Genomic DNA, 26,567 nt, shown 5'->3' with positions numbered 1-26,567 from the left:
TCGCAAGCAACTTTCCGTCAAGTCACTTTCTTGCGGGCGACCCATGAACCGGCCGATACTCGGCACATGAGTGCACGCCCGGAGCAGCGCAAGGACCCCGTCGACGCGATCGTCGAGCAGTGGGCGGCGGTGCGGCCCGACCTCGACACCGCCGCGATGGAGGTCTTCGGGCGGATCTTCCGGCTCTCCCGGGCCATGGGCGACAGCATGGAGAAGGCGTACGCGTCGTACGGCATCTCGCGTGGCGAGTTCGACGTCCTCGCGACCCTGCGCCGCGCCGACCAGCCGTACACCCTCTCGCCGCGTCAGCTCTCCGCGACGCTGATGCTCACCACGGGCGGCATGACCGGCCGCCTCGACAAACTCGAACGGGCCGGCCTGCTCCGCCGCTCCCCCGACCCGCACGACCGGCGGGGGCTTCAAGTGACGCTGACGGAGAAAGGGTTGACGCTGATCGACGAGGCGGTAGGCGCCGGGCTCGCCACGCAGACGGCAGCGCTGTCGGGCCTCGACTCGGAACAGGCCGGCCAACTGGCCGGCCTGTTGCGGGAGTTGCTGTCCTCGACCGAGCGGTAGCAAGTCCCGCCGCCGGCACGCCCGTTGAGCCGGTTCCCTTCTTCGGCACCCGTCAGCCGACGTGCTCGGACAGCGCCGCCTCGACCTGGGCCGGGTCGGCGTCGTCGGCCGCCCAGGCCACGTATCCGTCGGGGCGGACCAGCAGTGCCGTACGACGGTCGCTCGCCCAGCGTTCCGCGGTCAGCCGGTCGTCGTGGGCGCCCTTCGTGTCGTATGCCTCCGGGGTGACCAGTACGAAACGGCCGCCGCGCAGCGCCTCGTAGAGGCGGGTGTTGTTCGCGAGGGAGAGGTCCGGGGCTCGGGTGCCGGTCAGACGGTGGGAGCCTCGGGGGGCCGGGTAGGCGTAGCCGATGCCGGTGAGTTGGCCAAGGGCCTTGCGGCGGGCCGGAGTTACGTGGTCGAGGACGGTGGTGAGGGCCGCGCGCAGGGCGAGGGTCCAGGGGCGTTTGGCCATCGCGAGGCGGACGATTCCGCCGCTGCTGCGCAGGACCGCCCTGCCGACGGGGTGGCGCTCGGACTGGTAGGTGTCGAGGAGGGTGCCGGGCGCGTGGCCGGCGAGCACCGCGGCCAGTTTCCAGCCGAGGTTGGCCGCGTCCTGGAGGCCGGTGTTCATGCCCTGGCCGCCGGCCGGGGTGTGCACGTGCGCGGCGTCGCCGGCCAGGAAGACACGGCCCACCCGGTAGGCGGGCGCCTGGCGTTCGTCGCTGTGGAAGCGGGACATCCAGCGGGCGTCGCGCATCCCGAAGTCCGTGCCGAGCGCGAGCCGGGTGATCTCCCTGACCTCGTCGAGGTCGAGGGGCTCGTCGTCGGCGGCGTCGCGGGCGCGGTTCCAGCCGATGACGCGGTGGTAGCCGTCGCCGAAGGGCGCGATGAAGGCGAAGGCGTCGCCGACGGTGGCCACGGTGAGCAGGGTGTCCGGCTTCTCGTCGAGCAGGACGTCGGCGAGCACCACGGAACGGATGACGGAGTGGCCCGGGAAGGGCAGCCCGATGGCGTTCCGGACCGCGCTGCGCATGCCGTCGGTGCCGACGGCGTACACGGCACGCAGCGACCCGGTCGCCCCGTCGGGTCCTCGCGTCTCGACGGTCACGCCGTCCGCGTCCTGCGTCAGCCCGGTCAGCTCGGTGTCGTAGCGGAAGTCCACGCCCGCCTCGACCGCGCGCCGCAGCAGCACCTTCTCGACCTCGTACTGCGGGAGGACGAGGAGGTGGTTGAAGCGGGAGGGGAGGGGCGTGAGGTCGATGGTCAGGCGGCCGAACAGGCGGAGCCGGTCGAGGGGTTGACCGATGGCTTCGAGTTCGTCGGCGAGGGCGCGGGCGTCCAGCTGCTCCAGGGTGCGGGCGTGCAGGACGAACGCGCGGGAGAGGTTGCTGATCTTCTCGGGGCGCTTCTCCAGCAGGGTGACCGGGATGCCGGCGGTGGCGAGGTCACCGGCCAGAAGCAGGCCGGTGGGACCGGAGCCGACGACGATGACGGTGTGGTTCATGGTGACCTCCTAGTGCCAACGCTTGTTTGCCAACGCTTGTTGACGAGACTAGAACCGGCTCCCTGGACTGTCAACATGTGTTGGCCTACGCTTGTTGGCATGAACGACAGCGCCAGCCCGGCCCCCCAACCCCGCCGCTCCGACGCCACCCGCGCCGCCATCCTCGAAGCCGCCCGCGAGCGCTTCGCGACCGACGGCTACGAGCGCGCCACCATCCGCGCCATCGCCAAGGACGCCCGTATCGACCCGTCGATGGTGATGCGCTACTACGGCAACAAGGAGGGGCTCTTCGCGGCGGCGGTCTCCTACGACCTGCGGCTGCCGGATCTGACCTCGGCCGCGCGGGGCGAGGTGGGCCACGCCCTGGTGACGCACTTCCTCGCCATGTGGGAGGAGAACGAGGAGCTGACGGCGATGCTCCGGGTCGGTGCCACGAACAAGGGCGGGGCCGAGCGGATGCAGGAGATCTTCCGGGAACAGTTGCTGCCGGTAGCGCGGCAGGCGTGTCCCGACCCGGAGCAGGCGCCGGCGCGGGCCGGGCTGGTCGCCTCCCAGCTCCTTGGGCTCGCGCTCACGCGCTATGTGCTGCGCTTTCCGCCGACCGTGGCGCTGGCCCGCGAGGAGATCGTGGCCTGGCTCGCGCCCACGGTGCAGCGTTACCTCACGGCGCCGAGCCCATGAGCGGACGTCGCATGAGCGGACGTCCCATGAACGGACGTCGCATGAGCGGATCTCCCGCGCGCGGACATGCCGAAGGCGCCCGCCTCACCGCTGTGGGTGATGTGGGCGCCTTCCGGAAGAGGTGAGCTCGGACCGGGGGGTCAGGCCTTCGCGTCGACGGTCGTACCCGTGCCGGTCTTCGTGCCGGACTTGGCCTTCGGCGCGCGGTCCTTGGACTTGTCCAGCGCCATGACGAGGCCCGCGATGATCGCGAACAGCGCGAGCGGGCACAGGACATAGAGCCCCAGCGTGTCGGCGACGCTCAGGCCGGAGCCCGGGTCGTCACCGTCGTCGCGGGTGAGCGCGAGCGCGGGGGACGTCATGAGCAGCATCATCAGCGTCGTACCGGCAGCCAGGGCGCCGGCGCGCAGGGCGTTCTTCTTGTCCACACCGCAAAAGTAGCGAACGCCCGAACGAGCCGCGCGCCCGGGGGTGCCGTATGGGGTGCAGGGGTGGGCGCGGAAGGGTGCAGGGGTGTGCGTACGGGTGTCACGGGCCCTCTTCCCCGCCGCCCTCCGAACCCGGCCCCGAACCCGAACCCGACCCGGTATCGGATGCCAACCCCACCCGCAGCACATCCACCAACGCGTGCAGCCGCGGCGACGCGGCCAGTTCCTCCAGCGTCACAGGACGTCCGTCCGCGTCGGCGACGGGAAGGCGCCAGTTCGGATACTGGTCCCACGTGCCGGGCAGGTTCTGCGGGCGCCGGTCGCCGACGGTGTCCGGGAGCCAGACGCCGATCATGCGGGCGGGGGTGCGGAGCAGGAAACGGTGGACGGCGTGGATCTCGGCCTCCTCCTCGGACGCGGGCCGGCCGCCGCCCGTGGCGTGTTCGTAGAGGCCGAGCCGGGACAGCAGCGCCAGCCACTCCCCCACGTCGGTGGCGGACTCGATCCGCTCCTCCTCCACCGGGCGGGTCAACAGGCCGAGCCGGTTGCGGAGTTCGACGTGTTCGCCGGTGAGCCGGGCCGCGGTGGGCGGCAGGTCGTGGGTGGTGGCGGTGGCCAGCGAGTCGGCGCGCCACTTCTCGGGGGCGAGGGGGCGGCCGTCACCGTCCCAGTCCCGTTCGAACCACAGCACCGACGTGCCGAGGACCCCGCGCTCCTGCAAGGTCTCGCGCACACCCGGTTCCACGGTCCCGAGGTCCTCGCCGATCACCACCGACCCGGCGCGCGAGGCCTCCAGCGCGAGGATCGCGAGCATGGCCTCGGCGTCGTAGCGGACATAGGTGCCCTCGGTGGGCGGCCGGCCCTGCGGGACCCACCAGAGGCGGAACAGGCCCATGACGTGGTCGATGCGCAGGGCGCCCGCGTAGCGGAAGAGCGCGCGGAGCAGGCGGCGGTAGGGGGCGTAGCCGGAGGCGGCGAGGCGGTCGGGGCGCCAGGGGGGCAACCCCCAGTCCTGGCCGAGGGAGTTGAAGGCGTCCGGGGGCGCGCCGACCGACATGCCGGCGGCGAAGTACTCCTGCTGCGCCCACGCGTCGGCACCATCCGGGTGCACCCCGACCGCGAGGTCGTGCACGACCCCGATCGGCATGCCCGCTTCCCGTGCGGTCCGCTGGGCGGTGGTGAGTTGGGTGTCGGTGAGCCAGGCGAGGCGGCAGTGGAAGTCGACGCGGTCCATCAACTCGGTGCGGGCGCGGGCGGTTTCGGGTGAGCGCGGGTCGCGCAGAGCGGCGGGCCAGTGGTGCCAGTCGGAACCGTGCGCCTCGGCCAGCGCGCACCACGTGGCGTGGTCCTCCAGCGCCTCGCCCTCACGGGCGAGGAAGTCGGCGTAGGCGGCCCGTCGTCCGGGGCCGAGGGGGACCCGGCGGACGCGTTCCAGCGCCTCGCGCTTCAGCTCCCATACGGCGTCGCGGTCGATCAACGCGTCCTTCTCCAGGACGGATCGACGCAGCCGCGCGGCCTGTTCGAGGAGTCCACGCAGTTCCTCCCGGTCCTCCTCCTCGACGTACGCGAACTCGGGGATGTCCTCGATCCGCAGATACACCGGGTCGGGGAAGCGGCGCGAGGAGGGCCGGTACGGCGAGGGGTCGGTGGGTGCGCCCGGCACGGCCGCGTGCAGGGGGTTGACCTGGACGAAGCCGGCGCCGAGCGATCGCCCTGCCCAGGCGGTGAGTTCACCCAGGTCACCGAGGTCGCCCATGCCCCAGGAGTGCCGGGAGAGGAGGGAGTAGACCTGCACCATCAGCCCGTACGAACGTCCCGCGGGCGTGGGCAACCGGTCCGGGGCGACGACGAGTTGGGCCTCGGCGGTGCGGCCGTCGGGTGCGGTGGCGGTCAAGTGGTGGACGCCGGGCGGGAGTTGCTCGGCGCTCGCCGGGATCCCGCCCTGCCCGGTCTCGATGCGCTCCGTCTCGCCCTGCTCGGTGTCGATGCGCAGCACGGTGCCCTCGGGCAGCGCGTCGAGCGCGGCGGGCGTACTGCCGTGGCGGCCCACGACGGTGGTCGGCAACAGCCGTTCGGCCAGCTCCTGTCGGCGGGCGGCGAGCGCGGCGGCGATGGCCTGCGGGGTGCTCGCGTCGATGCCGAGGGCGGCCAGTACGGCGACGACCGCGACGGCGGAGGCGGGGACCGCGTGGTCCGGGGAGGGGCGGTAGGCGGTGGCGACGCCGTGCAGTTCGGCGAGCCGGGACAGGTCCTCGCCGAGGGTGTCCACCGGCCGGGGTGCGGTCATCTAGGGCCTCGTGGAGTCCGGGTCGGCGAAGGCGGGCGATTCACCGCTCATCAGGTCGGCGAGGGCGGCGAATTCACCGCTCGTCGTCATCGGGTCGTCGAACGCGGCGACCTCGCTGGTGAGGGGCGCGTCCATCGTGGCGGACTCGCTGGTGAGCGGGGCGGTGTCGGCGAGCGGGGGCTCGCTGGTGAGCGGTTCGGCGTCGGTCAGCGGCGGTTCGCTGGTCAGCGGGGTCTCGGCCCAGGCGCCCTCGGAGTCGACGAAGAACAGGTCGGGCGCGAGGCCGGACGAGAGCTCGGGTGCGAGACGGTCGGACGGCTCCGCGGTGCGTTTGGAGCGGGCCGGGAGCGGAAGGGACGCCGATGCTGCGGCCACGGGGGCCTCCTTGTCGTGTCGGGCGTGCGGGCGGGTCACCGCAGCCCTACCCAGCGGGCGCGACGGCAGACCTCCAGGTTGGAGTACGGGTGGCACTGTGGCCACTCCCGCACCCCGCTGCCCGTACTTTTCCGGCTGATCACTATTCACTCAGTACATGTATCCGGTGCATACTGAGCGCCATGAGCACCCGCCACATCCTGTTGGGCCTGCTCGCCGGAGGACCGAGCCACGGCTACGACCTCAAGCGACGCCACGACGAGCGCTTCCCGCAGGCCCGCCCGCTGGCGTACGGGCAGGTCTACACGACCTTGCAGCGGCTGGTCCGGGACGGTCTCGCGGAGGTGGACGGCACCGGTTCGGACGGTGGTCCGGAGCGGACGGCGTACCGTTCGACGTCGGACGGTTCGCGTGAACTCGCCCGCTGGGCAGGGGAGATCGCGCCGCCCGCGCCCTTCGTGACGAACGAGATCTTCGCCAAGGTCGTCGTCTCGATCCTGGCCGACGGCGACCCGGAGGCGTATCTCCGGGCCCAACGCGCCGCCCATATGGAGCGGATGCGGGAACTCACGGCGGTCAAGACCGCCAAGGGCACCGACCTGGCGACCGTGCTCTCGGCGGACTACGCCCTCAACCACCTTGACGCGGACCTCCGTTGGATGGCGACGACGGCGGCCCGGCTGACCACTCTGACCGCGGAGGTCGACACAGCATGAGCAACCAGGGGGACCCCCAGGACACGGTGGCGGTGCTGCTCGCGGCCCGTGACCTCGCCAAGACGCACGGCAGGACGCGGGCGCTGAGCGGCGCCTCGGCCGACCTGTGCGCCGGCGAGATCCTCGCCGTCACGGGGACCAGCGGCAGCGGCAAGAGCACGCTGCTGCACTGCCTGGCCGGGATCGTCCGCCCCGACGCGGGGACGGTGACGTACGCGGGACAGCGGCTGGACAAGCTGCCCGAGAAGCGGCTCAGCGAGCTGCGGCGCACCGAGTTCGGAGTGGTCTTCCAGTTCGGGCAGCTGATACCCGAGCTGACGGCCGTCGACAACGTGGCGCTGCCGCTGCTGCTCGCGGGTGCCTCGCGTACGGACGCGCGGGCCGGGGCCGCCGAGTGGCTGGAGCGGTTCGGGGTGCGCGGGCAGGCGGAGCTGCGGCCGGGCGAGATGAGCGGCGGTCAGGCCCAACGGGTCGCGCTCGCCCGGGCGTTGATCACCGGCCCGAAGGTCGTCTTCGCGGACGAGCCGACGGGCGCGCTGGACTCCCTGGCGAGCGAGCAGGTGATGACGGCCCTGGTGACGGCGGCCCGCGAGTCCGGTACGGCGGTCCTGCTGATCACCCATGACGCGCAGGTCGCGGCGTACGCGGACCGCGAGATCCGGCTGGCGGACGGCATCGTGACGACGGCGGGGGTGATCGCATGAGGTCGTTGCTCACCGATCTGCGGCTGGCCTGGCTGCTCACCCGGGGTTCGGACCGGCGGGAGTGGTGGCGGGTCGGGCTCACGGCAGTCGGGGCCGCGCTGGCGACGGGGATCGGACTGGGCGTCGTAGCGCTGCTGTCGTTGGACGGGTTCTACGCCGTGTCGATCGGGTCGGGGTTGTTCGACTCGCCCGGTGACCGGCAGAACGTGAGTCTCGCGCTGGGGCTGCTGCTGATCCCGGTGCTCGGGTTTCTCGCGCAGTGCGCGCGGATCGGGGCGGTGCACCGGGACCGGCGGCTGGCCGCGCTGCGGCTGGCGGGGGCGGCGCCCGGGCAGGTGCGGCGGATCGCGGCGCTGGAGTCGGGGCTCGCCTGTCTGGCGGGCGCGGTGGCGGCGACGGCGGTCGTCGTACCGCTGCTGCCGTACGCCACGAACTGGGCCGGTGTCGTCCTGGTCGCCGGGGCCGTGCCGGTGCTGGGCGCGGTCGTGAGCGCGGTGGCGCTGCGCCGGGTGGTGGCCGATCCGCTGGGCCGGGTACGGCGGACGCGGCCGGCGCGGGGTCCGGGGCCCTTGTTCCGCGCCGCGACCCGGCTGCTCGCGGTCACGTCCGTGCTGATCGCGCTGACCCCGGTCTTCGGCAGTCCCGTCTCCTTCGGGCTGGCGCCGGTGACGGTGCTCGTCCTGGCCGTACTGATCAGCCTGGTCGCGATCTGGCTCTCCGGCGCCTCGTCCCGCCAACTGGGTGAGGGCTTCGCGGCCGGCACCGGGCGCCCCGCGCTGCTGATCGCGGCGGAACGGCTCCGCGAGGACCCCTGGTCGACCGCCCGCACCCATGCTGCGCTGCTGCTGGTGACGGTCGTCGGCTCGGGCTTCGCGGGCGTACGGCAGATCCTGCTCGCGGACCTGAACTCGTCGCGCCGCGCGGGCACCCTCGGGGCGCGCATGAGCTACTACACGACCGGCATCGACCTGACGGCCGCCGCGATCCTCGTCGCCCTCGCGCTGGTCCTGACGGCGCTGGCCGTCTCCACCGCCGAGTCCCTCGCCACCCGGCGCCGGGGCCTGGCCGCGCAGGTCGCCGCCGGGGTGCCGCACGCCGTACTGGCCCGCGCGCTCCTGCTGGAGACCGCGCTGCCGCTGTTCCCCGCGATCGCGGTGGCGGGCCTCGGCGGCACGGCGATCAGTTTCTGGTACGGCGCCGCCGTCTCGCGGTACGCGGACGTGCCGGTGCCGTACACCGCGCTGCTGGTCCCGGTCGGCGTGTACGCGGCCTGCGTGCTGGCGGCGGCCACGTCGCTGCCGCTACTGCGGCGGTCGGTGCGGCCGGGGGAGCTGCGGTACGCCTGACGGCCGCGGTACGCACGACGGCCGGCCCCGGGGAACGAGGGTTCCCGGGGCCGGACCGTGCCGCTGTGCCGCCGTACCCAGGGGGTGACCCTGGGTACACAAAAGCCCGGATCGTCAGGCGGAGATGCCGTCGATCCGGGCCATCGCGTCCTCCGCGCCGTACGGCTGCAAGTACGGCAGCCAGCGCGGGTCCCTATGCCCGGTCCCGATGATGCGCCAGGCCAGGCCGGTGGGTGGGGCGGGTTTGTGGCGCAGCCGCCAGCCGATCTCGAAGAGATGTCGGTCGGCCTTCGTGTGGTTGCAGCGGCGGCAGGACGCCACCACGTTGTCCCACACGTGCTTGCCCCCGCGGCTGCGCGGAATGACATGGTCGACGCTGGTTGCGACGCCACCGCAGTACATGCACCGGCCCCCGTCACGCGCGAACAGCGCCCGCCGGGTGAGAGGAACGGGCCCCCGATAGGGAACCCGTACGAATCGCTTGAGCCGGACCACGCTGGGTGCGGGGACAGTGACGGTTGCGCTGTGCATAAAGGCGCCGGATTCCTCAAGGGAGACTGCCTTGTTCTCCAGGACGAGGACGAGCGCGCGGCGGAGCGGTACGACGCCGAGTGGCTCGTACGACGCGTTGAGGACCAGGACATGCGGCACGGATGCCTCCTTGTGCGTCGGCGGCGCGTGGCTCGCGCCGGGACGATCTGTAGTCAGTCTCCCCTCATGCCTGGTGGAAGCGCCACCATGTCCCGGTAACGGGCTGGGAGTGTTTTCGACCACATGTGATTCATCCCCGGGACAGCCGTGGGTTCGTCCCACCTGTTCTTTCCCGGTCGGGAAGGGCCTCTCCCCCGAACACGGCAACAATCCTCGCGCGTTGCCCCGATAGTGTGGTGGGCCTGCCCTCTCGGTGACCTATTCGTGACCTTGCCCCTGTCGGACGACGCCGGAGGACAGACGCAGCACCTGGAGGTACCTGCCGTGTCCTTGTCCGCCGTCCTACTGGCCGCCACGCCGTCGCCGACTCCGAGCCCCTCGGAGACAGCGGTGACCGTGCCCTCGCTCCAGGACGCCCAGGAGAGCGCGACCAACGCAGCGAGCTGGGTCGAGCAGAACTGGTCCACATGGCTGGCGATCGGGCTCCGGGTGCTGCTGATCGTGGTGATCGCGGCGGTCCTGAGAATGACGGTGCGGCGGGCGATCACCAAGCTGATAGACCGGATGAACCGCACGGTCGAGTCGGTGGACGGCACGGCGCTGGGCGGACTGCTCGTGAACGCCGAGCGCCGCCGCCAGCGCTCCCAGGCGATCGGCTCGGTCCTCCGCTCGGTGGCGTCCTTCGTGATCCTGGGCACGGCCGCGCTGATGATCCTGGGCACCTTCGAGATCAACCTCGCCCCTTTGTTGGCGTCGGCCGGTGTGGCGGGCGTGGCGATCGGTTTCGGCGCCCGCAACCTCGTCACGGACTTCCTCTCCGGCGTCTTCATGATCCTTGAGGACCAGTACGGCGTCGGCGACCAGATCGACGCGGGGGTCGCCGCCGGCGAGGTCATCGAGGTCGGCCTGCGCGTGACCAAACTGCGCGGCGACAACGGCGAGATCTGGTACGTCCGCAACGGCGAGGTCAAGCGCATCGGCAACCTCTCCCAGGGCTGGGCCACGGCGGGCGTCGACGTCACCGTCCGCGCGTCGGAGAACCTGGACCGGGTGAAGGCGACGCTCGACGCGGTCACGGAGAAGATGAGCAAGGAAGAACCCTGGAACGAGCTGCTCTGGGGTCCGATCGAGGTCCTGGGCCTCGACAGCGTGTTGATCGACTCGATGGTCGTCCGCCTCTCCGCGAAGACCATGCCGGGCAAGTCGGTCACCGTCGAGCGAGAGCTGCGGTGGCGGGTGAAGCGGGCCTTCGACGAGGCGAACATCCGGATCGTGGGCGGGGCGACGGCGGATCCGGTGGACGACGTGGCGGACCCCACGGAGGCGGTGGCCGCGCCTTCGGTGTACTCGAATACGGACTCGCCTCAGGTGGCGGCCGCTTCGCCCATTTCTTCGGCGCGGCCTTCGACGCGGTAGGTGTGGCGGTAGGTGTACGGGGGCGTACGCGGGGCGCGGAACTCGGGGCGCGGGCGGAACGGTTCAGCACGCTCGTTCGAGTGAACGGGGGCGGAATCGCAGGTCGCGGCGTGTCCGGATGCCTCAGCGTTCTGCCGAGGCACCCGGCACGGGCGTAGCCTGGCATCAGCGTGACGAGGGAGAAGCATCGATGAGCGCCGAACCCATCATGGAGCCGGTCATGACGCAGACGCAGCAGGACCCCATCGATCTGCTGATCGCGATCGAGGAGGCGTCGACGACGCCGATTCGACCCGAGTACGTCGAGGGGATGGCCATCGTGCCGCCGGCACCGAACGACAATCACAACGACGGCGCGGGGGAACTGTTTTTCCAGTTCCGTGTCGCCGGACACCGCCTGGTGGGCATGGGCAACGGCTACCGAGCCGCCCACAAGGACGGCACCACGATGGCCCTGCTCATCCCGGACTTCTACGTCCGTCGACGCAGGCCGAGCGAGCTCGACGACTCATATCTGAAAGCCCACAGGGGCTGGTACCCCATCGACATGATCGCCCTGGTCGGTGAGGTCACCTCCACCAACCACGAGACGGACACCGGCCCGAAACTCCGTACCTACGCCGCCGCCGGAGTGCCGATCTACATCCTGATCAACCGGAACACGAAGACGGCCCACTGCTACACCGCCCCCGTTCTCCCCGGCGACGATCCCAAAGAGGCGTACTACGATGCCGAGTCCAAGGTCGGCCTGGGCAATCCCCTCGTCCTCCCGGCCCCGTACCCCACCCTGGACACGGCGCCCTTCCTGGACAACTGAGCCCGAGGCCGCGCGTACGCCTCAACTCCCCGTCCGCTCCGCCCCCGTGGCGAAGAACCGCCCCACATACTCGCCCGCAGGCAACCCGCTCTCCCGCATGAGGGAGAAGACCTCGGCGCCCTCTCCCGGCTCGCCGCCCATCCGGTACGCCTCGGCGAAGTCGACGTACTCCACGCCGTCGAGGTCCGCGCAGTACCCGCGCGCCTCCAACTCCCCACGCTCGATGGCCTCTTCGAGCGACCGGGCCCGCCACAGGGTCAACCGCTCTTCGTAGACCCCGAGTTCGCCATGCCGGAACACGCATCGGACGCCGTACCAGGACAGTTCACCCGTCCAGGTCATCTCGAAGTATCGGACGCCTTCGTCCTGTCCGGCCGGCCGCATGCCCGCTGCCAGCATGACGCGGTGCGACGCGATGTTGTCGTGGTCGGCGTCGCCCTTCACGCACGTGATTCCCTGTGTCCGCATTCCCTGTGTCCGCGCGAACAGCAGCAGTGTGCGGAGAGCCTCGGAGGCGTATCCCTGCCCCTGGGCCGACGGGACGATGCCGTAGCCGATCGTGACGCTGCCGTTCGCGTCTACGGGTCCGTGGAAGCCGACGCCGCCGATCGCCCGATCGTCCTCCCGGCGCCGGATCTCATAGTTGCCGAACGGCTGGGGATCGCTGGTGGCCGCGCAGGTGCCGAGGAAGCGCTTGGCGGCGAACACGTCCCCGTCGGTGGGGTATTCGGGTCCCCATCGGTCACCGCCGTCCGGCTCGCCCGCCACCACTCGCTCGGCTTCGCCGACGGTCATGGGGTGCAGCACGAGCCGTGCCGTCACGAGATCGTTCATGGCAGGGAGGAGTATCACGCGGGGCGACCGGGGCGCACGGGGATTGTCCGAGCGGCGCGGCCTGCGGCAGGCTGGCGGCTCCCCTGAAGCCAGACCAGTGGGGAGCCGCCGACACCGTTTTCCTCAGCCGGAAATCACCGCGAGGTCACGCAAGAATCGACAGCAGATCTCGCGCGCTACGGGATATTTCTGGGTTCGCGTCATCCAACATTTTTTGGAAATCTCCGGCGCCGGCCAAGACAGCATCTCGACCCGCCACCTCCCAGGAGATTTTCTCCTGATGGATTTCCGCCTCTTTCACCGATACAGCCCCGGCCGCGCATTCCCATTGCCTGGCCGAGTAGATCGGTGATGCGAAGCCGCGACATCGCAGCCTGACACAGGGGACGGCCAGGCAGAAGTCGCCTGTTGCGCGGATGATTTGACGCATTCGTAGAACCCAAGTGACCCTCATCGACAGCCTGCGCAAGGAGATGTGAGCCGTGCCCGAGTTCAACTTCACGAAGTCCAGTTACGGCACACCATCCAACGAGTGCCTCGAAGTCGCTCGCAACATCCTCGGCACGATAGCCATCCGCGACTCCAAGACCCCGGGCGGCCCGATACTCCGCCTGGCCCCCACCACTTGGACGAGGTTCACGGCAACTCTGCACTGACCGGGGATCAAGACAACGGCCTACTCGGCGTCGAGCTCGTCGAGCTCGTCGAGCTCGTCGAGTTGATGGTCGGCCCAGACGTAACTCTCGGGCAGCAGCTCGGTGACCGCGACGGTTCGGACGTGGTCGCCCTCGCCGACGATGACCTTGAGGGCGGGAAAGTAGTCGAGAAGGGCTTGTCGGCATCGGCCGCACGGCGGAACCACCCCCCGGTCCCGGTCGCCCACGGCGACCATCGTGTCCAGCTCGTAGATGCCCTGGGCCGCCGCCGTGCCGATGACGACCAGTTCGGCACAGGGACCACCGGTGAAGTGGTACGCGTTCACCGCCGTGACGATCCGGCCGTCCCGGGCGCGGGCCGCGGCCGCCATGGTGTGGTTGTCTCCACGGCAGCGCGTGCGCGCGACGTGTGCCGCGGCCTGGATGAGTTCGTGGTCGACCGGGTGGACGTGCGTGGTCATCTTCTCCGCCTTCGTCGGGTGTCAGGCGACGTTGACCCGAGCGGTGAGGGTGCGCAAGCGGATATCGGCGGTGTGCTCGCTCGTTCCGCCGGACGACGTCGCGGAACGAGCGCACCGAAGCGACGGCACGCCCCCACCACCGCTCGACCCGACCGAATGAAGACCTACGCCACCCGGGCCTCCCCCGCCCCCTCACCCTCGTTCTCGTTCTCGTTCTCCTCGCTCAACCCCAACCCCCCGGCCACCTGACACAACGCCACAAAAGACGCCCCCCGCCGCAACCCCGAAGACCCCGTGTACACCCCGCTCGCCCGCAGATCGAGCCGGACCGTCCCCGCCCCCTCGTCGAAGGCGATCGAACCCCAGACCGTGCGGTTACGGCGGCCCGGACGCCAGTGGAACCAGATCTCCTCGCGGCCCTTCTCCGCGGTGACGGAGGCGCGGGGCGACGACTTCAGCTCCGCGCGCAAGCCCACCGAGGGCCGTAGGACGCGGAGTCGGCGGGTCTGGTGGGCGGCGAGGGCATCGGAGGCGAGGGCGATGCCCGACCTGTGCGCCCGGTGTCGTAGCGACAGCCATGCCACGGCGGCCCATACGACGGTGCCCGCGACCCATGTCGCAGCGATCTCGCCCACCGCACCCCAGTCGCCGCCCTGGTCCCAGAGCCGGAAGCCGACCTGGATCACCATGGGTACGGCGAGCGCGCACACCGCCTCCCACCAGCACCCCACCCACACCTTCATGCCCCACACCTTCATGCCCCACACCCCGCCCCGCCCCGTTCTCCGCCGCCCGCAAACGGGGTTGATCAAAAGTCAGGATGCTGTGAGGTGGCTGGCAGCCCACGGCCGTGACGTCACGAATCGGCCTCGGCGGCGGAGCCGTAGCGGCCGCAAAGAGCCCCACGCACAGCGCAATTGCGGCAGATCGGGGGAATCCTCACCACCCCGCTCCCACCTGCGGCTTTGTCCATCGTGACGAAGCCGTGATGCGATCACCTTCACAGGCTCAACTCATTTTCATCGCAGGGTCGCCATGCCTAAGGTCGGCCCACGACGGGCCCTTGTTCTGGAGCGCAATGCCCAGGGGTCCGTTTCGAATGTGGGGACAAGAATGAGGAAGCTCGCCATCGGCGCCGCCCTGAGCGGTGCCCTGGCCCTGACCGGTCTGGCTGCGCCGCTCGCGCAGGCCGCGTCGCCGGCCCTGGTCTTCTCCGGTGTGACGGTCAACAAGGGGAAGGCGATCGTCGTGGGGACGACCGCGACGGTGAAGGTGCCCGTCACCTACACGCTGACGCGGCCGTCCACCGTGACGATCGACTACAAGACGACGTTCGCCGGGGTCATGCTCTACCGCGGATCGCTCGCGGACTCCGACAACGAGCTCGACGCCGGCCTGGCTCCGACGTGCACGACGACCGCGACGACGGACACCACGGTCACCGAGTCCTGCTCCGACACGATCGTGATCGACCCCGAGGACAGCCTGTACGAGACGGCCGACGCGACCACCTGGAACGTCGCCGGTGTCTATGCCCACGTCGACGCCGACCTGGACGACTCGGACGAGCAGATCAGCTACTCCACCGACTTCGCGGCCTGGGGCGGCAAGGGCAAGGTCAAGATCCAGCGCGCCGCCAAGCTCACCGCCAACGCCTCCCCGGAGCCGGTGAAGAAGGGGAAGACCATCACGGTCACCGGCAAGCTCACCCGGGCCGACTGGGAGAACGGCACCTACACCGGGTATGTGTCCCAGCCCGCCAAGTTGCAGTTCCGCGCGAAGAGTTCGAGCACCTACACCACCGTCAAGACGGTCACCACCGGCAAGAGCGGTGCGCTGACGACGACCGTGAAGGCCGCGCAGGACGGGTACTTCCGCTACGTCTTCGCCGGCACCGCCACCACCGGCGCGGCCACCGCCGCCGGTGACTACATCGACGTCAAGTAACACCCGTACGTCCCAGCACCCCTCCCACCGCCCCCGCAGGTAACGAGTCTGTTGCCTCGGGGGCGGTCTCTATTGACGCCCCCTTCGCCTCGGGCTTACGTTCCTTCCACCCAATAGGAAACTTTCCTAACAGTGATCACGTGACAGGCTGTGCGGTTCGGACGTTCGAGGGTTTCGAGGGTTCGACGAGAGTTCGAGAGGCAGGTGGCGTACGACATGGCAGGAACCTCCGGCACCCCGGGCACCGGTACCAGCACCCCGGGCACCCCCCGCGTCCTGCGCGCCATGAACGACCGCGCCGCCCTCGACCTCCTGCTGGAGCACGGCCCGCTGTCCCGTACCCGGATCGGCAAGCTCACCGGCCTCTCCAAGCCGACCGCCTCCCAGCTCCTCGCCCGGCTCGAAGCGGCCGGGCTCGTCCTCGCCACCGGGACGAGCGAGGGGCGCCCGGGACCCAACGCCCAGCTCTACGTGGTCAATCCGGGCGCCGCACACGCCGCCGGGCTCGACGTCACGCCGGAGCGCATCCGCGCCGCCGTCGCCGACGTCACCGGCCGTACGGTGGGCGAGTTCGAGCTCGCCACCCCCGGCCGGCGGCCCGCCCAGCCCGTCGTACGGCAGGTGACGGATGCCCTCGACGGCGCGGTGAAAGCCGCCGGGCTCGCCCGCGACGACGTCCACCGCCTCGTCATCGGCACCCCCGGCGCCTTCGACCCCAACACCGGCCGGCTGCGCTACGCCTCGCACCTGCCGGGCTGGCACTCCCCCGCCATCCTCGACGAACTCGCCGCCGCGCTGCCGATGCCGGTGGAGTACGAGAACGACGTGAACCTGGTCGCCATAGCCGAGCAGCGGCTCGGCGCGGCCCGCGGGCACGGCGACTTCGTGCTGCTGTGGAACGAGGGCGGCCTCGGCGCCGCCCTGGTCCTCGGCGGCCGGCTGCACCGCGGCTGGACCGGCGGCGCGGGCGAGGTCGGCTTCCTGCCGGTGCCCGGCGCGCCCCTGGTCCGTCACGTGACCAAGGCCAACAGCGGTGGTTACCAGGCACTGGCCGGATCCCAGGCCCTGCCCCAACTCGCCCGCGAACTCGGCATCACCGAGATTCCGACGGGTCCCTACGCCGAGGTCGCCGCCGCCCTCGTCGCCACCGCCGCCGACCACACCAGCGGTCCCCAGCGGCAGCTCCTGGAGATCTACGCGACCCACCTCGCGACCGGTCTCGCCTCGCTCGTCTCCGTACTAGACCCCGAACTCGTCGTCCTCAGCGGTGCCTCGCTGGCCGCCGGCGGCGAGCCCCTACGTGCCCTCGTCCAGGCCGAGTTGGAGGAGCTGGCGGCGTCACGCCCCCGGCTCGTCGTCGGCGACGTCCATGAACAGCCCGTGCTGCGCGGCGCGTTGGAGAGCGCGCTGGCAACGACCCGCGACGAGGTCTTCGACACCTCGCGCTGAGACCACCCGACCGACCCCGGTTCCCGTACCGACCCCGGTTCCCCGCACCGACTCCGGTTCCCCCAGACCGGCTCCGGCTCACCCCGACCCACCCCGGCTTCCCCAACCACCTTGCCCCGCCCCGCCCTTGGGAGACTTCGTCATGCCCGGAACATCCCGGAAGATGCCTGTAACGTCCCGGAACCGGAAAGCGGCTGTCGCGCTCGCCGCCACCGCCTCCTTCGCCCTGCTCGCCACCGCCTGTACGGGCCAGTCCTCGTCCGGTGCCTCCGACGACGCCTCGAAGGACGTCACCATCAACTTCTGGCACGCCTGGAGCGCCGACTCCGAGCTGAGCGCCGTGAAGTCGCTGGTCGCCGGATTCGAGAAGGCGCACCCCAACATCCATGTGAACGTCGTCGGCAACATGACCGACGACAAGATCAACCAGGCGCTGCGCACCGGCGGTGGCAAGTCCCCCGACGTGATCTCGTCGTTCACCACGAACAACGTGGGCAAGTTCTGTTCGTCGGGCGCCCTCGTCGATCTCAACCCCTTGTTCAAGAAGGACGGCATCGACCCGGAGACCACGTTCCCGAAGGCGATGAACGAGTACACCCAGTTCGACGGGAACCGCTGCACCGCTCCCCTGCTGGGCGACGCGTACGGGCTCTACTACAACAAGACGGAGTTCAAGAAGGCCGGCATCACCAGCCCGCCCAAGACCTGGTCCGAATTCGAGGCCGACGCCAAGAAGTTGACGATCAGCAAGGGCGACTCGTACTCGCAGCTCGGGTTCATGCCGGACTACCACGGCTGGGAGACCACGACCGAGCACATCTTCGCGCAGTTCTCGCCGACGTACTTCGACAAGAGCGGAAACTCGGCGCTCGCCACGGACCCCGCCTTCAAGGCCGGGTTCACCCTCCAGAAGAAGCTCGTCGACGAACTCGGCGGATTCAAGAAGCTGGAGAGCTACCGCTCCACGCTCGGCGACGAGTGGGGCGACAAGCACCCCTTCCACACCGGCCAGGTCGCGATGCAGCTCGACGGTGAGTGGCGGCTCGGGATGGCCGTGGCCGCGAATCCCAAGCTGGACATCGGAGTTGCCCCGCTGCCCGTCCCGGACGACCAGGCCGCCCAGTACGGCAAGGGCTACATCACCGGCACGATCACCGGGATCGCCGCCAACAGCAAGAAGCAGAACGCCGCTTGGGAGTTCGTCAAGTACATCACCACGGACACGGACGCGGTGGTCGGCTTCTCCAACGCCATCCACAACGTGCCCTCCACCCTCGCCGCCCTCAAGTCCCCGAAGCTGAAGTACGACCCGCGCTTCAAGACCTTCCTGGACATCGCGTCGAACCAGTACTCGACGACAAGTCCCGCCTCCATCAACGGCGGTGTGTATCTGACGACCATCCAGAACCTCGGCTACGACTACGAGAGCGGCAAGGTGAAGGATCTCGACTCGGCCCTGAAGAGCACGGCCAAGCAGATCGACACCGACATCGCGCAGGCGAAGTAGCCGCAGCATGAGCACAGTCACCCTGGCGAAGAAGCGCCGCCCGCCCGGCCTCGCCGCGAAACAGCGGAAACAAGCGCTTCGCACTCTCGCCTTCATGTCGCCCTGGCTGATCGGCTTCGCGGTCTTCTTCGCGTATCCGCTGATCTCGACGGTCTATTTCTCGTTCATGCACTACGACGGCTTCAAGCCGCCGACGTGGGTGGGGACGAAGAACTGGACGTACGTCTTCAAGAACTATCCGTACTTCTGGCCCGCGATGCGCAACACCCTGTGGCTGGTCGTGGTGATGGTCTCGCTGCGGGTCGTGTTCGGGCTCGGCGTCGGCCTGTTGATCACCAAGATCAAGACGGCGACGGGCGTCTTCCGCACGCTCTTCTACCTGCCGTACCTCGCCCCGCCGGTCGCGGCGACGATGGCGTTCGCGTTCCTCCTCAACCCCGGTACCGGGCCCGTCAACTCGATCCTGGAGAAGGTCGGCATCCCGGCCCCCGGCTGGTTCAACGACCCCACCTGGTCCAAGCCGGCGCTCACCCTGCTCGCCCTCTGGGGCATCGGCGACCTCATGGTCATCTTCATGGCCGCGCTGCTCGACGTACCCCAGGAGCAGTACGAGGCGGCCGAGTTGGACGGCGCGTCGGCCTGGCAGCGGTTCCGGTACGTGACGCTGCCGAACATCTCGCCCATCGTGATGTTCGCCGTGGTCACCGGCGTGATCCAGACCATGCAGTACTACACACAGCCCCTCATCGCCGGGAAGGTCGCGTCGGGCGTCATCCAGGGCGCGGGCACGCAGTTCGAGCCCGGCTACCCGGAGAAGTCCACGCTCACCCTTCCCCAACTCGTCTACAACCTCGGCTTCCAGCGCTTCGACTACGGCTCGGCCTGCGTGGTGGCACTCGTCCTCTTCGCCCTGTCGATGGTGTTCACCGCGTTCCTGATGCGGCGCCGGGGCGGGCTCAACCTGGCAGGTGACTGACCCATGGCCCAAGTACTCGACAAGCCCGTGGAGTTGCGGGCGCCGGTGACCCCCGCCGAGCGCACCGCCCGCCGCAAGGCGTTCATGGAGTGGATCGCGATCCACTCGCTCGGCGTCGCCGCCGCGCTCTTCTTCACCCTCCCCTTCGTGTTCGTGTTCCTGACCTCGCTGATGAGCGACAGCCAGGCCCTCAGCCGCGACCTGATCCCGCACACCTGGGAATGGGGCAACTACCGCAAGGTCTTCGACACCCCGGGCTTCCTCACCTGGTGGAAGAACACGCTGATCTACGCCGGTCTCGGCACCGTCCTGACCGTCGTGTCCTCGATCCCGGTGGCGTACGCGCTCGCCAAGTTCCGCTTCCGGGGCCGGAATCTGTCCCTGATGCTGGTCATCTCGATGATGATGCTGCCGCCGCAGGTCGTCATCATCCCCATGTACCTGTTCTGGTCGAAGCAGTTGGACCTCTCGGGCACACTGTGGCCGCTGATCATCCCGATGGCGTTCGGGGACGCGTTCTCGATCTTCCTGCTTCGCCAGTTCCTGATGACCATCCCGAACGAGTACCTGGACGCGGCGAAGGTCGACGGCTGCGGCGACTTCAAGACGCTCGTGCGGGTCGTCCTGCCGATGGCCAAGCCGGGGATCGCGGCCGTGGCGCTCTTCCAGTTCTTCTACGCCTGGAACGACTACTTCGGGCCGCAGATCTACGCCTCCGAGAACCCCGGTGCCTGGACGCTGAGTTACGGCCTGGAGTCGTTCAAGGGCGCGCACCACACCGACTGGAATCTCACCATGGCCGCGACCGTGCTGGTCATGGCCCCCGTGATCCTCGTGTTCTTCTTCGCGCAGAAGGCGTTCGTCGAGGGCGTCACGCTCACCGGAGTGAAGGGTTAACCACGAATGAAACTCGCCGTGGTCGGCGGAGGCTCGACCTACACACCCGAACTCATCGACGGCTTCGCCCGGTTGAGGGACACCCTGCCCGTCGAGGAACTCGTCCTCGTGGACCCGGCGCCCGAACGGCTGGAGCTGGTGGGCGGGTTGGCCCGCCGGATCTTCGCCAAGCAGGGACACCCCGGCAAGATCGTCACGACCTCCGACCTGGACGCCGGTGTCGAGGGCGCCGACGCGGTGCTGCTCCAGCTCCGCGTCGGCGGGCAGGCGGCCCGCGAGCAGGACGAGACCTGGCCGCTGGAGTGCGGCTGCGTCGGTCAGGAGACGACCGGTGCGGGCGGCCTCGCCAAGGCGCTGCGGACCGTACCGGTGGTTCTCGACATCGCGGAACGGGTCCGCCGCGCGAACCCGAACGCCTGGATCATCGACTTCACCAACCCGGTGGGGATCGTGACCCGCGCCCTGCTCCAGGCCGGCCACAAGGCCGTCGGGCTGTGCAACGTGGCGATCGGCTTCCAGCGGAAGTTCGCCGGACTCCTCGGGATCTCCCCCAGTGATGTGCACCTCGACCATGTGGGCCTCAACCACCTCACCTGGGAGACCGGTGTGCGGCTCGGCGGTCCCGAGGGCGAGAACGTCCTGCCCAAGCTGCTCGGCGAGTTCGGCGACGACATCGCCACCGACCTGAGCCTGCCCCGGGTGCTGCTCGACCGGCTCGGCGTCGTCCCGTCGTACTACCTGCGCTACTTCTACGCGCACGACGAGGTCGTACGGGAACTCCGCACGAAGCCGTCGCGGGCCTCCCAAGTGGCCGAGATGGAACGGAACTTGCTCAAGATGTACGCCGATCCGGCGCTCGACGAGAAGCCCGCGCTGCTCGCCAAGCGCGGGGGTGCCTACTACTCGGAGGCCGCCGTGGACCTGGCCGCCGCGCTGCTCGGCGGGGGCGGGAGTCCCTACCAGGTGGTGAACACGTACAACAAGGGCACGCTGCCGTTCCTGCCGGACGACGCGGTGATCGAGGTGCAGGCGGCCGTCGGCTCGAAGGGCGCCACCCCGCTCCCCGTCACCGAAGTCGACCCGCTGTACGCGGGGTTGACGGCCAATGTGACGGCGTACGAGGACCTCGCCCTGGAGGCCGCGCTGCGCGGTGGCCGGGACCGGGTGTTCAAGGCGCTGCTCTCGCATCCCCTGATCGGCCAGTACGAGTACGCCGAAGCCCTGACCGACCAGCTGATCGCGCACAACCGGGAGCACCTCGCGTGGGCCTGACCGCAAGTGTCCTCGCCGTAGACGCGGGCAACAGCAAGACCGACGTCGCGGTCGTGGCGGCCGACGGAGAAGTCCTCGCCACGGCCCGCGGCGGCGGGTTCCGGCCCCCGGTCGTGGGCATCGAGACGGCCGTGGACAACGTGGCGGAAGCCGTCGCCCGTGCCTTCGCGGAGGCAGGGGTGAGCGGCGTCGAGCATGTGTCGGCCTGTCTCGCCAACGCCGACTTCCCCGTGGAGGAGGAGCAGTTGGCCGCCGCGCTGCGCACGCGCGCGTGGGGCACGAGTGTGGAGGTGCGCAACGACACGTTCGCGGTGCTGCGGGCCGGGATCACCGAGCCGCGCGGAGTCGCCGTGGTGTGCGGGGCCGGCATCAACTGCGCGGGCATGCGGCCCGACGGCCGCACCGCGCGCTTCCCGGCGATCGGCCGTATCTCCGGTGACTGGGGCGGGGGTTGGGGCCTGGCGGAGGAGGCCCTGTGGCACGCCGCCCGCGCCGAGGACGGCCGCGGCGGCCCCACCGCCCTGGCGCGTACGCTCCCGGCGTATTTCGGCCTGGACACGATGTACGGCCTCATCGAGGCGCTGCATCTCGAACACGTCACGCACGAGCGGCGGCACGAGTTGACACCGGTGCTGTTCGCGACGGCGGCGGACGGCGACCCGGTGGCCAGCTCGATCGTGGACCGGATGGCGGAGGAGGTGGTGGCGATGGCGACCGTCGCGCTGACCCGCCTGGACCTGCTCGACGAGGAGGCGCCGGTGCTGCTCGGCGGCAGCGTCCTCGCCGCCCGGCACCCCCAACTGGACGACCGTATAAGGGAGTTGCTGGCCGCCCGCGCGCCCAAGGCGGTGGCCACGGTCGTCACCGCGCGGCCGGTGCTCGGCGCCGTCCTGCTGGGCCTGGACCACGTGGGCGTTCCGGCCGGGGCACATGCGCGGGCCAGGGCCTACTACGAGCACTGACACCCGGGAACCGAACAGATTCCCACGGCGTATTCATGGACAGGGGGGCGGTGCGGGGCGTTGTGTGGTGCCGGAAATCCGGTGCTCACGCTGCGATCCGATCAAGATCCAGTGAAGGCCCGTGCGGAATGTCAGTCCTGGCGGCGATACTTGCGGCGACGGGATGACCCTGGGGGAGGTCAGCAGTGACAGAACCGCCGAAGACCAGTGCGGCACCACCGGGCACCGCCGTGCCCACGATTCCGGTGCTGCCGGCGCAGTCGGGCCGCCCGGTGGCGCCCGCGCCCCGGCGTACGCCGGACACGACACCCGCGCGCCGTACGGCGCTCGCCGAGGGTGTCGACCAGTTGCGCGCGGCCGCCACCACCGAGCCGGGGCGGCTGCGGGCCATCGGCGCGCTGCTGGCCCTGCTGGTGGTCGCCTTCGGCGTGGTCACCGCCTGGCAGACCGACAGCCGGGCGACGGCGGCCGGCGACGTGCTGCACCACAGCCAGCCGCTCACCTCGGACGCGGCGGACATATACCGCTCGCTCGCCGACGCCAACACGATGGCGGCCACCGGCTATCTGGCCGGTCTGCAGGAGTCCCCGGCGACCCGCAAGCAGTACGAGCAGGACATCAGGACGGCGGCCGCGAAGCTCGTCACCGCGGCCGCCAACACCGACCCGGGCTCGTCGTCCGCGACCACCATCAGGCAGCTCAACGAACTCCTGCCGCAGTACAAGGGGTTGGTCGAGTCGGCCCGCGCCAACAACCGGCAGGGCTTCCCGGTGGGCGGCGCCTATCTGCGCGCCGCGAACGACACCATGCAGAAGCAGATGCTCCCGAAGGCCGAGGCTCTCTACGACAACGAGAACGAGCGGCTGAGCGCCGACTACGGGAACGCGACGCCGTACCCGTGGTTCGCGATCGCCCTCGGGCTCCTCGCGCTCGGCGGTCTGGCCTGGGCCCAGCGGCGCAACTACCAGCGCACGAACCGGGTGTTGAACCACGGCCTGGTCGCCGCCTCGGCCACCACCGCGGTCGTCCTGCTGTGGGTGGTCGTCGGCCACACCTTCGCCCGCGCGGGCCTGAACGACTCCTACGACCACGGGGTCAAGTCGCTCAACGTGCTGCACGACGCCCGGATCGCCTCCCTGAAGGCGCGCAGCGACGAGAACCTGATCCTGGTCAGCCGCGGCGCGGAGACGAAGACGCTCCCGGACAAGACGGTCGTGGACGCCTACGACTGGGGGTACGACCAGGAGATCGCCACGCTGGGCAAGGGCCTGAAACTGGCCGACTCGCTCGCCGACGACTCCGCGGGCCGCAAGCCCGTCGCGGTGGCCAACGACTCCATGACGGTGTGGATCTCCCGTCACAAGGAAGTCAGCAAGGCCAACGACGAGGGCAACTACCAGAAGGCGCGCAGCGGTGTCATCGGCGACGACAAGTCGACGGCCGAGTGCTTCACGTCCGTGGACAGTTCGCTGAACCTCGCGCTGAAGCAGGAGACGAAAGAGTTCCAGCGGTCGGCGGGTGACGGTCTGGACGCCATGACCGGCCTCACCGTGGGCGCCGCGGTGCTCGCGGCGCTCGGCGCGGCCGGCGCCGTCCTGGGCATCGGGCGCAGGCTGTCGGAGTACCGGTGAAAGGGGGCGTGACGATGCGGGCACGGAGTGACTTTTTTCGCCGCCTGAGCGCTGTACGACGTATGCGGGCCGGTCTGCGGGGCTGGGGCGGGGTGGGCGCGATGGCGGTCGTCTGCGTCCTCGCCGTCGCCTTCGTCCTGCTGCTGCCGCTCACCCAGTCACGCGGCGAGGCCGGTGCGGACCTCGGCGGACAGCGCATGGTCCAGGGCATCCAGGCCAAGGCCCCCGCGTGCGACGAGAGCACGATCCAGGACCAGAGCCCGGCCCCGTCGGACGCCGAGGGCAGCACGATCAGTGCCATCAGGGAGCGCGGCTACCTGAACGTGGGCGTCGACCAGAACAGCTACCGGTGGGGCTACCTCAACCCCAACAGCTCCGGTGAGCTTGAGGGCTTCGACATCGACCTCGTGCACGCCATCGCCAAGAACATCTTCGGCAGCTCCTACAGCGCCGACAAGGTCCGGCTGCTGGCCATCCCGACCGACCAGCGCGTCCTGGCGCTCCAGAAGAAGCGCGTCGACATGGTCGTCCGCACCATGACGATCACCTGCGACCGCGCCGAGCAGGTCGCCTTCTCCGCGCCGTACTTCGTCACCGGCCAGCAGGTCCTCGCCCCGAAGGTGTCGACGATCAAGGGTTACGACGACACCCTCGCCCACAAGAGGGTCTGCTCGGCGAAGGGCTCCACGGCGAACAAGCATCTGCTCGCGGACAAGGGCCACAAGATCCCCGCCACGGTCGACATCCTGGCGGCCGTCCCCAACCAGCTCGACTGCCTGGTGGAGCTCCAACTCGGCCAGGCGGACGCGGTGGTGACCGACGGCGCGCTCGCCGCGAGCCAGGCCGCGCAGGACCCCACGGTGGAGCTGAAGGGCACCCCCTTCACCACCGAGTACTACGGCGTGGCCATGAACAAGAGCGCCACCGACCTGGTGCAGCGGGTCAACCGAATACTGGAGACCTACCGCACCAGCGCCGACGGCTGGCACGCGTCCTACACGAAATGGCTGCTGCCCACCCTGGGCAAGGACTCGTCGTCCGCCGACCCGCCCACCCCGCACTACAAGTGACGAACCGTCAACCACCGAACGACACAACGGACTTCCGACAGAACACAACGCAGCGAGAGGTGATCGATGGGCGGCGTCACGGGACCCCCCGGGCCGGTAATGGACCGGGACGAGGTGGACCGTGCGCTGGCGCGGCTCGGCGCGGAGCACGAGGCCATCGAGACCTCGCTCCTCGCTCTCCAGGACCACGCGGGCCGCAGACTCCTCGAAGGCGCCCAGCTGACCGGGACGACCAAGGAGCGCTGGGCGTCCACGGACGCGGCGATCACGCTGCTGTGGGCGTACTTCGACGCGTACACGGACGCGTTCCACGCCGCCCAGAGCATCCGCTCCCGGCGCCGCTGGTCCAGCCGTGAGGACCTGGTCGAGCTGACCGAATTGCTGCGCGGCGACTCCGTCACGGTCGCCGGATCCACCACGGCGACGGCCAACATGCCGACGCTGACCGGCGGTTCGAGCAAGCTGAGTCACCAGTACTCGCTGAGCACGCTCGTCGACGAGATGAACGACCTGTACGCGAACTCGCTGGACATGGTCGTCACCTCCGACGCGGTGTGGTCGGCGCTGCCCGCCCGGATCGATTTACTGGCCGCGGAGTTGCACCGCACCCGGCAGCTCGCCCACTCCGTCGGGGTCCGCCCGGGCGAGCACCCGGCGGGCGACGACCTGGAGCGCATCACCCGCGTGCTGACCGAGCTGCGCGAGCGCGTGGTGTCCGATCCGCTGGCTTTCTGGATAAAGGCGCAGGGCAGTTCGGCCCCCGGCGGCGGCCGGCCCGACACGACGGTCTACGACCGGGAGGCGCGCGCCCTGGAGGACGTGCGCCGCGAGATCGACGCCGTGCTGACCGTGCGGCAGGACGCGGAGGCGCGGCTGGTGAAGCTGCGGGACGTGCTCTCCCGCGCGGACCGTACGCTCGCCGAGGCGCGCACCGCGCGCGGTGAGGTCCTCGCGAAGATCGCCGCCACGGAGGTGCCGGTCGTCGGCGGACCGCCGACCGTGCTCCAGGAGCAGTTGTCGACGGCCGCCGAGTACCGCAGACACGCCCAGTGGCACCGTTTGTCGCCGCTCCTGGAGTCCCTGGAGCAGAAGGCGGAGGACGAACTGCTGCGCGCCCGCGAGTCGTTGACCGCGGTGACCCAGCCGCTGGCGGTCCGCGCGGAGCTGCGCGGCCGCCTCGACGCGTACAAGGCGAAGGTCGCCCGGCACGGCCTCGCGGAGGACCCGCTGCTCATCGAGCGGTACGACGCGGCGCGCCGCATGCTGTGGAGCGCGCCCTGCGACCTGCGCGTCGCCGAACAGGCGGTGCTGCGCTACCAGCACGCCGCCGCCGAGCAGTTCAACGCTCCGCGGACACGGCCGCAGAGCGAACCCGAGGACCAGAGGGGGCCGGGCGCGTGAGTGACGAGGGAGAAGCGGGGT

Annotated in this window: 25 protein-coding genes and 2 pseudogenes; 18 read left to right on the top strand and 9 right to left on the bottom strand. The window is 70.2% G+C overall.

Annotated elements, in window-relative coordinates; all coding sequences use genetic code 11:
• The first annotated feature begins 66 nt into the window (after window positions 1-66).
• A complete protein-coding gene (locus ACIRRY_RS06840; protein ID WP_403968742.1) occupies window positions 67-576 on the top strand; it encodes a MarR family winged helix-turn-helix transcriptional regulator in 510 nt (169 codons plus the stop codon).
• A gap of 52 nt (window positions 577-628) precedes the next feature.
• On the opposite strand, the gene ACIRRY_RS06835 is transcribed toward ACIRRY_RS06840, so the two are convergent.
• Window positions 629-2,062, bottom strand: coding sequence for an FAD-dependent monooxygenase (locus tag ACIRRY_RS06835; protein ID WP_403968741.1), 1,434 nt, complete (start codon window positions 2,060-2,062; stop codon window positions 629-631).
• 99 nt (window positions 2,063-2,161) lie between these two features.
• On the opposite strand from ACIRRY_RS06835, the gene ACIRRY_RS06830 reads away from it, so the two are divergent.
• Window positions 2,162-2,743, top strand: a complete 582-nt coding sequence (locus ACIRRY_RS06830; protein ID WP_403968739.1) for a TetR family transcriptional regulator — start codon at window positions 2,162-2,164, stop codon at window positions 2,741-2,743.
• A 140-nt stretch (window positions 2,744-2,883) separates the two neighbouring features.
• On the opposite strand, the gene ACIRRY_RS06825 is transcribed toward ACIRRY_RS06830, so the two are convergent.
• From ACIRRY_RS06825 to ACIRRY_RS06815, 3 genes and pseudogenes are all read right to left on the bottom strand, one after another.
• Window positions 2,884-3,171, bottom strand: coding sequence for a hypothetical protein (locus ACIRRY_RS06825; RefSeq protein ID WP_403968737.1), 288 nt, complete (start codon window positions 3,169-3,171; stop codon window positions 2,884-2,886).
• Window positions 3,172-3,271: 100 nt separating this feature from the next.
• Complete coding sequence (gene malQ, locus ACIRRY_RS06820; RefSeq protein WP_403968736.1) at window positions 3,272-5,458, bottom strand: 4-alpha-glucanotransferase; 2,187 nt, start codon at window positions 5,456-5,458, stop codon at window positions 3,272-3,274.
• Window positions 5,459-5,584: 126 nt separating this feature from the next.
• Window positions 5,585-5,833: pseudogene (locus tag ACIRRY_RS06815) on the bottom strand (hypothetical protein); the annotation flags it as partial.
• A gap of 182 nt (window positions 5,834-6,015) precedes the next feature.
• Between ACIRRY_RS06815 and ACIRRY_RS06810 the strand changes: the two are divergent.
• Genes ACIRRY_RS06810 through ACIRRY_RS06800 form a run of 3 tightly spaced genes read left to right on the top strand, consistent with a single transcriptional unit; the run spans window position 6,016 to window position 8,599 of the window.
• Complete coding sequence (locus tag ACIRRY_RS06810) at window positions 6,016-6,549, top strand: PadR family transcriptional regulator (protein WP_403968734.1); 534 nt, start codon at window positions 6,016-6,018, stop codon at window positions 6,547-6,549.
• Complete coding sequence (locus ACIRRY_RS06805) at window positions 6,546-7,253, top strand: ABC transporter ATP-binding protein (protein WP_403968732.1); 708 nt, start codon at window positions 6,546-6,548, stop codon at window positions 7,251-7,253. Before ACIRRY_RS06810 ends, ACIRRY_RS06805 begins: the two co-directional genes overlap by 4 nt.
• On the top strand, window positions 7,250-8,599 hold the full coding sequence (locus tag ACIRRY_RS06800; protein ID WP_403968730.1) for an ABC transporter permease: 1,350 nt from the start codon (window positions 7,250-7,252) through the stop codon (window positions 8,597-8,599). Before ACIRRY_RS06805 ends, ACIRRY_RS06800 begins: the two co-directional genes overlap by 4 nt.
• 114 nt (window positions 8,600-8,713) lie before the next feature.
• On the opposite strand, the gene ACIRRY_RS06795 is transcribed toward ACIRRY_RS06800, so the two are convergent.
• Window positions 8,714-9,250: an HNH endonuclease gene (locus ACIRRY_RS06795; RefSeq protein WP_019063156.1), complete on the bottom strand. Its 537-nt coding sequence runs from the start codon at window positions 9,248-9,250 to the stop codon at window positions 8,714-8,716.
• Between the two features lie 324 nt (window positions 9,251-9,574).
• On the opposite strand from ACIRRY_RS06795, the gene ACIRRY_RS06790 reads away from it, so the two are divergent.
• The gene (locus ACIRRY_RS06790; RefSeq protein ID WP_403968728.1) at window positions 9,575-10,666 is read left to right on the top strand and encodes a mechanosensitive ion channel family protein; all 1,092 of its coding nucleotides are present in this window, start codon (window positions 9,575-9,577) and stop codon (window positions 10,664-10,666) included.
• Between the two features lie 190 nt (window positions 10,667-10,856).
• Window positions 10,857-11,483, top strand: coding sequence for a Uma2 family endonuclease (locus tag ACIRRY_RS06785; protein ID WP_403968727.1), 627 nt, complete (start codon window positions 10,857-10,859; stop codon window positions 11,481-11,483).
• Between the two features lie 330 nt (window positions 11,484-11,813).
• Here ACIRRY_RS06785 and ACIRRY_RS06780 read toward each other — a convergent pair.
• Both ACIRRY_RS06780 and ACIRRY_RS06775 read right to left on the bottom strand, forming a co-directional pair.
• A pseudogene (locus ACIRRY_RS06780) lies at window positions 11,814-12,317 on the bottom strand (GNAT family N-acetyltransferase); the annotation flags it as partial.
• A 145-nt stretch (window positions 12,318-12,462) separates the two neighbouring features.
• Entirely contained in the window at window positions 12,463-12,747 is a 285-nt protein-coding gene (locus tag ACIRRY_RS06775; protein WP_403968725.1) for a hypothetical protein, read from the bottom strand.
• Window positions 12,748-12,799: 52 nt separating this feature from the next.
• Between ACIRRY_RS06775 and ACIRRY_RS06770 the strand changes: the two genes are divergently transcribed.
• A complete protein-coding gene (locus ACIRRY_RS06770; RefSeq protein ID WP_403968723.1) occupies window positions 12,800-12,973 on the top strand; it encodes a DUF397 domain-containing protein in 174 nt (57 codons plus the stop codon).
• 20 nt (window positions 12,974-12,993) lie between these two features.
• On the opposite strand, the gene ACIRRY_RS06765 is transcribed toward ACIRRY_RS06770, so the two are convergent.
• Both ACIRRY_RS06765 and ACIRRY_RS06760 read right to left on the bottom strand, forming a co-directional pair.
• Window positions 12,994-13,434: a cytidine deaminase gene (locus ACIRRY_RS06765; protein WP_403968721.1), complete on the bottom strand. Its 441-nt coding sequence runs from the start codon at window positions 13,432-13,434 to the stop codon at window positions 12,994-12,996.
• Between the two features lie 164 nt (window positions 13,435-13,598).
• The gene (locus ACIRRY_RS06760; protein ID WP_403968720.1) at window positions 13,599-14,177 is read right to left on the bottom strand and encodes a hypothetical protein; all 579 of its coding nucleotides are present in this window, start codon (window positions 14,175-14,177) and stop codon (window positions 13,599-13,601) included.
• A gap of 370 nt (window positions 14,178-14,547) precedes the next feature.
• On the opposite strand from ACIRRY_RS06760, the gene ACIRRY_RS06755 reads away from it, so the two are divergent.
• The 10 genes from ACIRRY_RS06755 to ACIRRY_RS06710 all read left to right on the top strand — a co-directional run bounded on the left by ACIRRY_RS06755 (window position 14,548) and on the right by ACIRRY_RS06710 (window position 26,546).
• Entirely contained in the window at window positions 14,548-15,381 is an 834-nt protein-coding gene (locus tag ACIRRY_RS06755; RefSeq protein WP_403968718.1) for a hypothetical protein, read from the top strand.
• Window positions 15,382-15,597: 216 nt separating this feature from the next.
• Complete coding sequence (locus tag ACIRRY_RS06750; protein ID WP_403968716.1) at window positions 15,598-16,830, top strand: ROK family protein; 1,233 nt, start codon at window positions 15,598-15,600, stop codon at window positions 16,828-16,830.
• Window positions 16,831-16,993: 163 nt separating this feature from the next.
• The gene (locus tag ACIRRY_RS06745) at window positions 16,994-18,337 is read left to right on the top strand and encodes an ABC transporter substrate-binding protein (protein WP_403968714.1); all 1,344 of its coding nucleotides are present in this window, start codon (window positions 16,994-16,996) and stop codon (window positions 18,335-18,337) included.
• A 7-nt stretch (window positions 18,338-18,344) separates the two neighbouring features.
• A complete protein-coding gene (locus ACIRRY_RS06740; protein ID WP_403968712.1) occupies window positions 18,345-19,313 on the top strand; it encodes a carbohydrate ABC transporter permease in 969 nt (322 codons plus the stop codon).
• 3 nt (window positions 19,314-19,316) lie between these two features.
• Window positions 19,317-20,210 carry a carbohydrate ABC transporter permease gene (locus tag ACIRRY_RS06735; RefSeq protein WP_403968710.1) on the top strand — a complete coding sequence of 298 codons (894 nt, stop codon included), beginning with the start codon at window positions 19,317-19,319 and terminating at the stop codon, window positions 20,208-20,210.
• Between the two features lie 6 nt (window positions 20,211-20,216).
• Window positions 20,217-21,482 (top strand): 6-phospho-beta-glucosidase, encoded by a 1,266-nt coding sequence (locus tag ACIRRY_RS06730; protein ID WP_403968708.1) that lies wholly within the window; start codon window positions 20,217-20,219, stop codon window positions 21,480-21,482.
• The gene (locus ACIRRY_RS06725; RefSeq protein WP_403968706.1) at window positions 21,473-22,444 is read left to right on the top strand and encodes an N-acetylglucosamine kinase; all 972 of its coding nucleotides are present in this window, start codon (window positions 21,473-21,475) and stop codon (window positions 22,442-22,444) included. The genes ACIRRY_RS06730 and ACIRRY_RS06725 overlap by 10 nt, the downstream gene beginning before the upstream one ends.
• A 185-nt stretch (window positions 22,445-22,629) precedes the next feature.
• Window positions 22,630-24,075 carry a hypothetical protein gene (locus tag ACIRRY_RS06720; protein ID WP_403968704.1) on the top strand — a complete coding sequence of 482 codons (1,446 nt, stop codon included), beginning with the start codon at window positions 22,630-22,632 and terminating at the stop codon, window positions 24,073-24,075.
• 62 nt (window positions 24,076-24,137) lie between these two features.
• Window positions 24,138-25,145: a glutamate ABC transporter substrate-binding protein gene (locus ACIRRY_RS06715; RefSeq protein ID WP_403968702.1), complete on the top strand. Its 1,008-nt coding sequence runs from the start codon at window positions 24,138-24,140 to the stop codon at window positions 25,143-25,145.
• A 99-nt stretch (window positions 25,146-25,244) separates the two neighbouring features.
• Window positions 25,245-26,546: a hypothetical protein gene (locus ACIRRY_RS06710; RefSeq protein ID WP_403968700.1), complete on the top strand. Its 1,302-nt coding sequence runs from the start codon at window positions 25,245-25,247 to the stop codon at window positions 26,544-26,546.
• Window positions 26,547-26,567 lie beyond the last annotated feature (21 nt).

The organism is Streptomyces sp. NPDC101776 (assembly GCF_044766845.1).
GTDB lineage: Bacteria > Actinomycetota > Actinomycetes > Streptomycetales > Streptomycetaceae > Streptomyces.
This window is presented reverse-complemented; position numbering and strand designations above follow the sequence as displayed.

Coding starts and splice junctions, on each gene's coding strand:
- ACIRRY_RS06840 (WP_403968742.1), top strand. CDS start 67: ATGAGTGCACGCCCGGAGCAGCGCAAGGACCCCGTCGACGCGATCGTC.
- ACIRRY_RS06785 (WP_403968727.1), top strand. CDS start 10,857: ATGAGCGCCGAACCCATCATGGAGCCGGTCATGACGCAGACGCAGCAG.
- ACIRRY_RS06755 (WP_403968718.1), top strand. CDS start 14,548: ATGAGGAAGCTCGCCATCGGCGCCGCCCTGAGCGGTGCCCTGGCCCTG.
- ACIRRY_RS06740 (WP_403968712.1), top strand. CDS start 18,345: ATGAGCACAGTCACCCTGGCGAAGAAGCGCCGCCCGCCCGGCCTCGCC.
- malQ (WP_403968736.1), bottom strand. CDS start 5,458: ATGACCGCACCCCGGCCGGTGGACACCCTCGGCGAGGACCTGTCCCGG.
- ACIRRY_RS06730 (WP_403968708.1), top strand. CDS start 20,217: ATGAAACTCGCCGTGGTCGGCGGAGGCTCGACCTACACACCCGAACTC.
- ACIRRY_RS06835 (WP_403968741.1), bottom strand. CDS start 2,062: ATGAACCACACCGTCATCGTCGTCGGCTCCGGTCCCACCGGCCTGCTT.
- ACIRRY_RS06775 (WP_403968725.1), bottom strand. CDS start 12,747: ATGCGTCAAATCATCCGCGCAACAGGCGACTTCTGCCTGGCCGTCCCC.
- ACIRRY_RS06715 (WP_403968702.1), top strand. CDS start 24,138: ATGCGGGCCGGTCTGCGGGGCTGGGGCGGGGTGGGCGCGATGGCGGTC.
- ACIRRY_RS06735 (WP_403968710.1), top strand. CDS start 19,317: ATGGCCCAAGTACTCGACAAGCCCGTGGAGTTGCGGGCGCCGGTGACC.
- ACIRRY_RS06760 (WP_403968720.1), bottom strand. CDS start 14,177: ATGAAGGTGTGGGTGGGGTGCTGGTGGGAGGCGGTGTGCGCGCTCGCC.
- ACIRRY_RS06800 (WP_403968730.1), top strand. CDS start 7,250: ATGAGGTCGTTGCTCACCGATCTGCGGCTGGCCTGGCTGCTCACCCGG.
- ACIRRY_RS06810 (WP_403968734.1), top strand. CDS start 6,016: ATGAGCACCCGCCACATCCTGTTGGGCCTGCTCGCCGGAGGACCGAGC.
- ACIRRY_RS06745 (WP_403968714.1), top strand. CDS start 16,994: ATGCCTGTAACGTCCCGGAACCGGAAAGCGGCTGTCGCGCTCGCCGCC.
- ACIRRY_RS06805 (WP_403968732.1), top strand. CDS start 6,546: ATGAGCAACCAGGGGGACCCCCAGGACACGGTGGCGGTGCTGCTCGCG.
- ACIRRY_RS06710 (WP_403968700.1), top strand. CDS start 25,245: ATGGACCGGGACGAGGTGGACCGTGCGCTGGCGCGGCTCGGCGCGGAG.
- ACIRRY_RS06750 (WP_403968716.1), top strand. CDS start 15,598: ATGGCAGGAACCTCCGGCACCCCGGGCACCGGTACCAGCACCCCGGGC.
- ACIRRY_RS06830 (WP_403968739.1), top strand. CDS start 2,162: ATGAACGACAGCGCCAGCCCGGCCCCCCAACCCCGCCGCTCCGACGCC.
- ACIRRY_RS06765 (WP_403968721.1), bottom strand. CDS start 13,434: ATGACCACGCACGTCCACCCGGTCGACCACGAACTCATCCAGGCCGCG.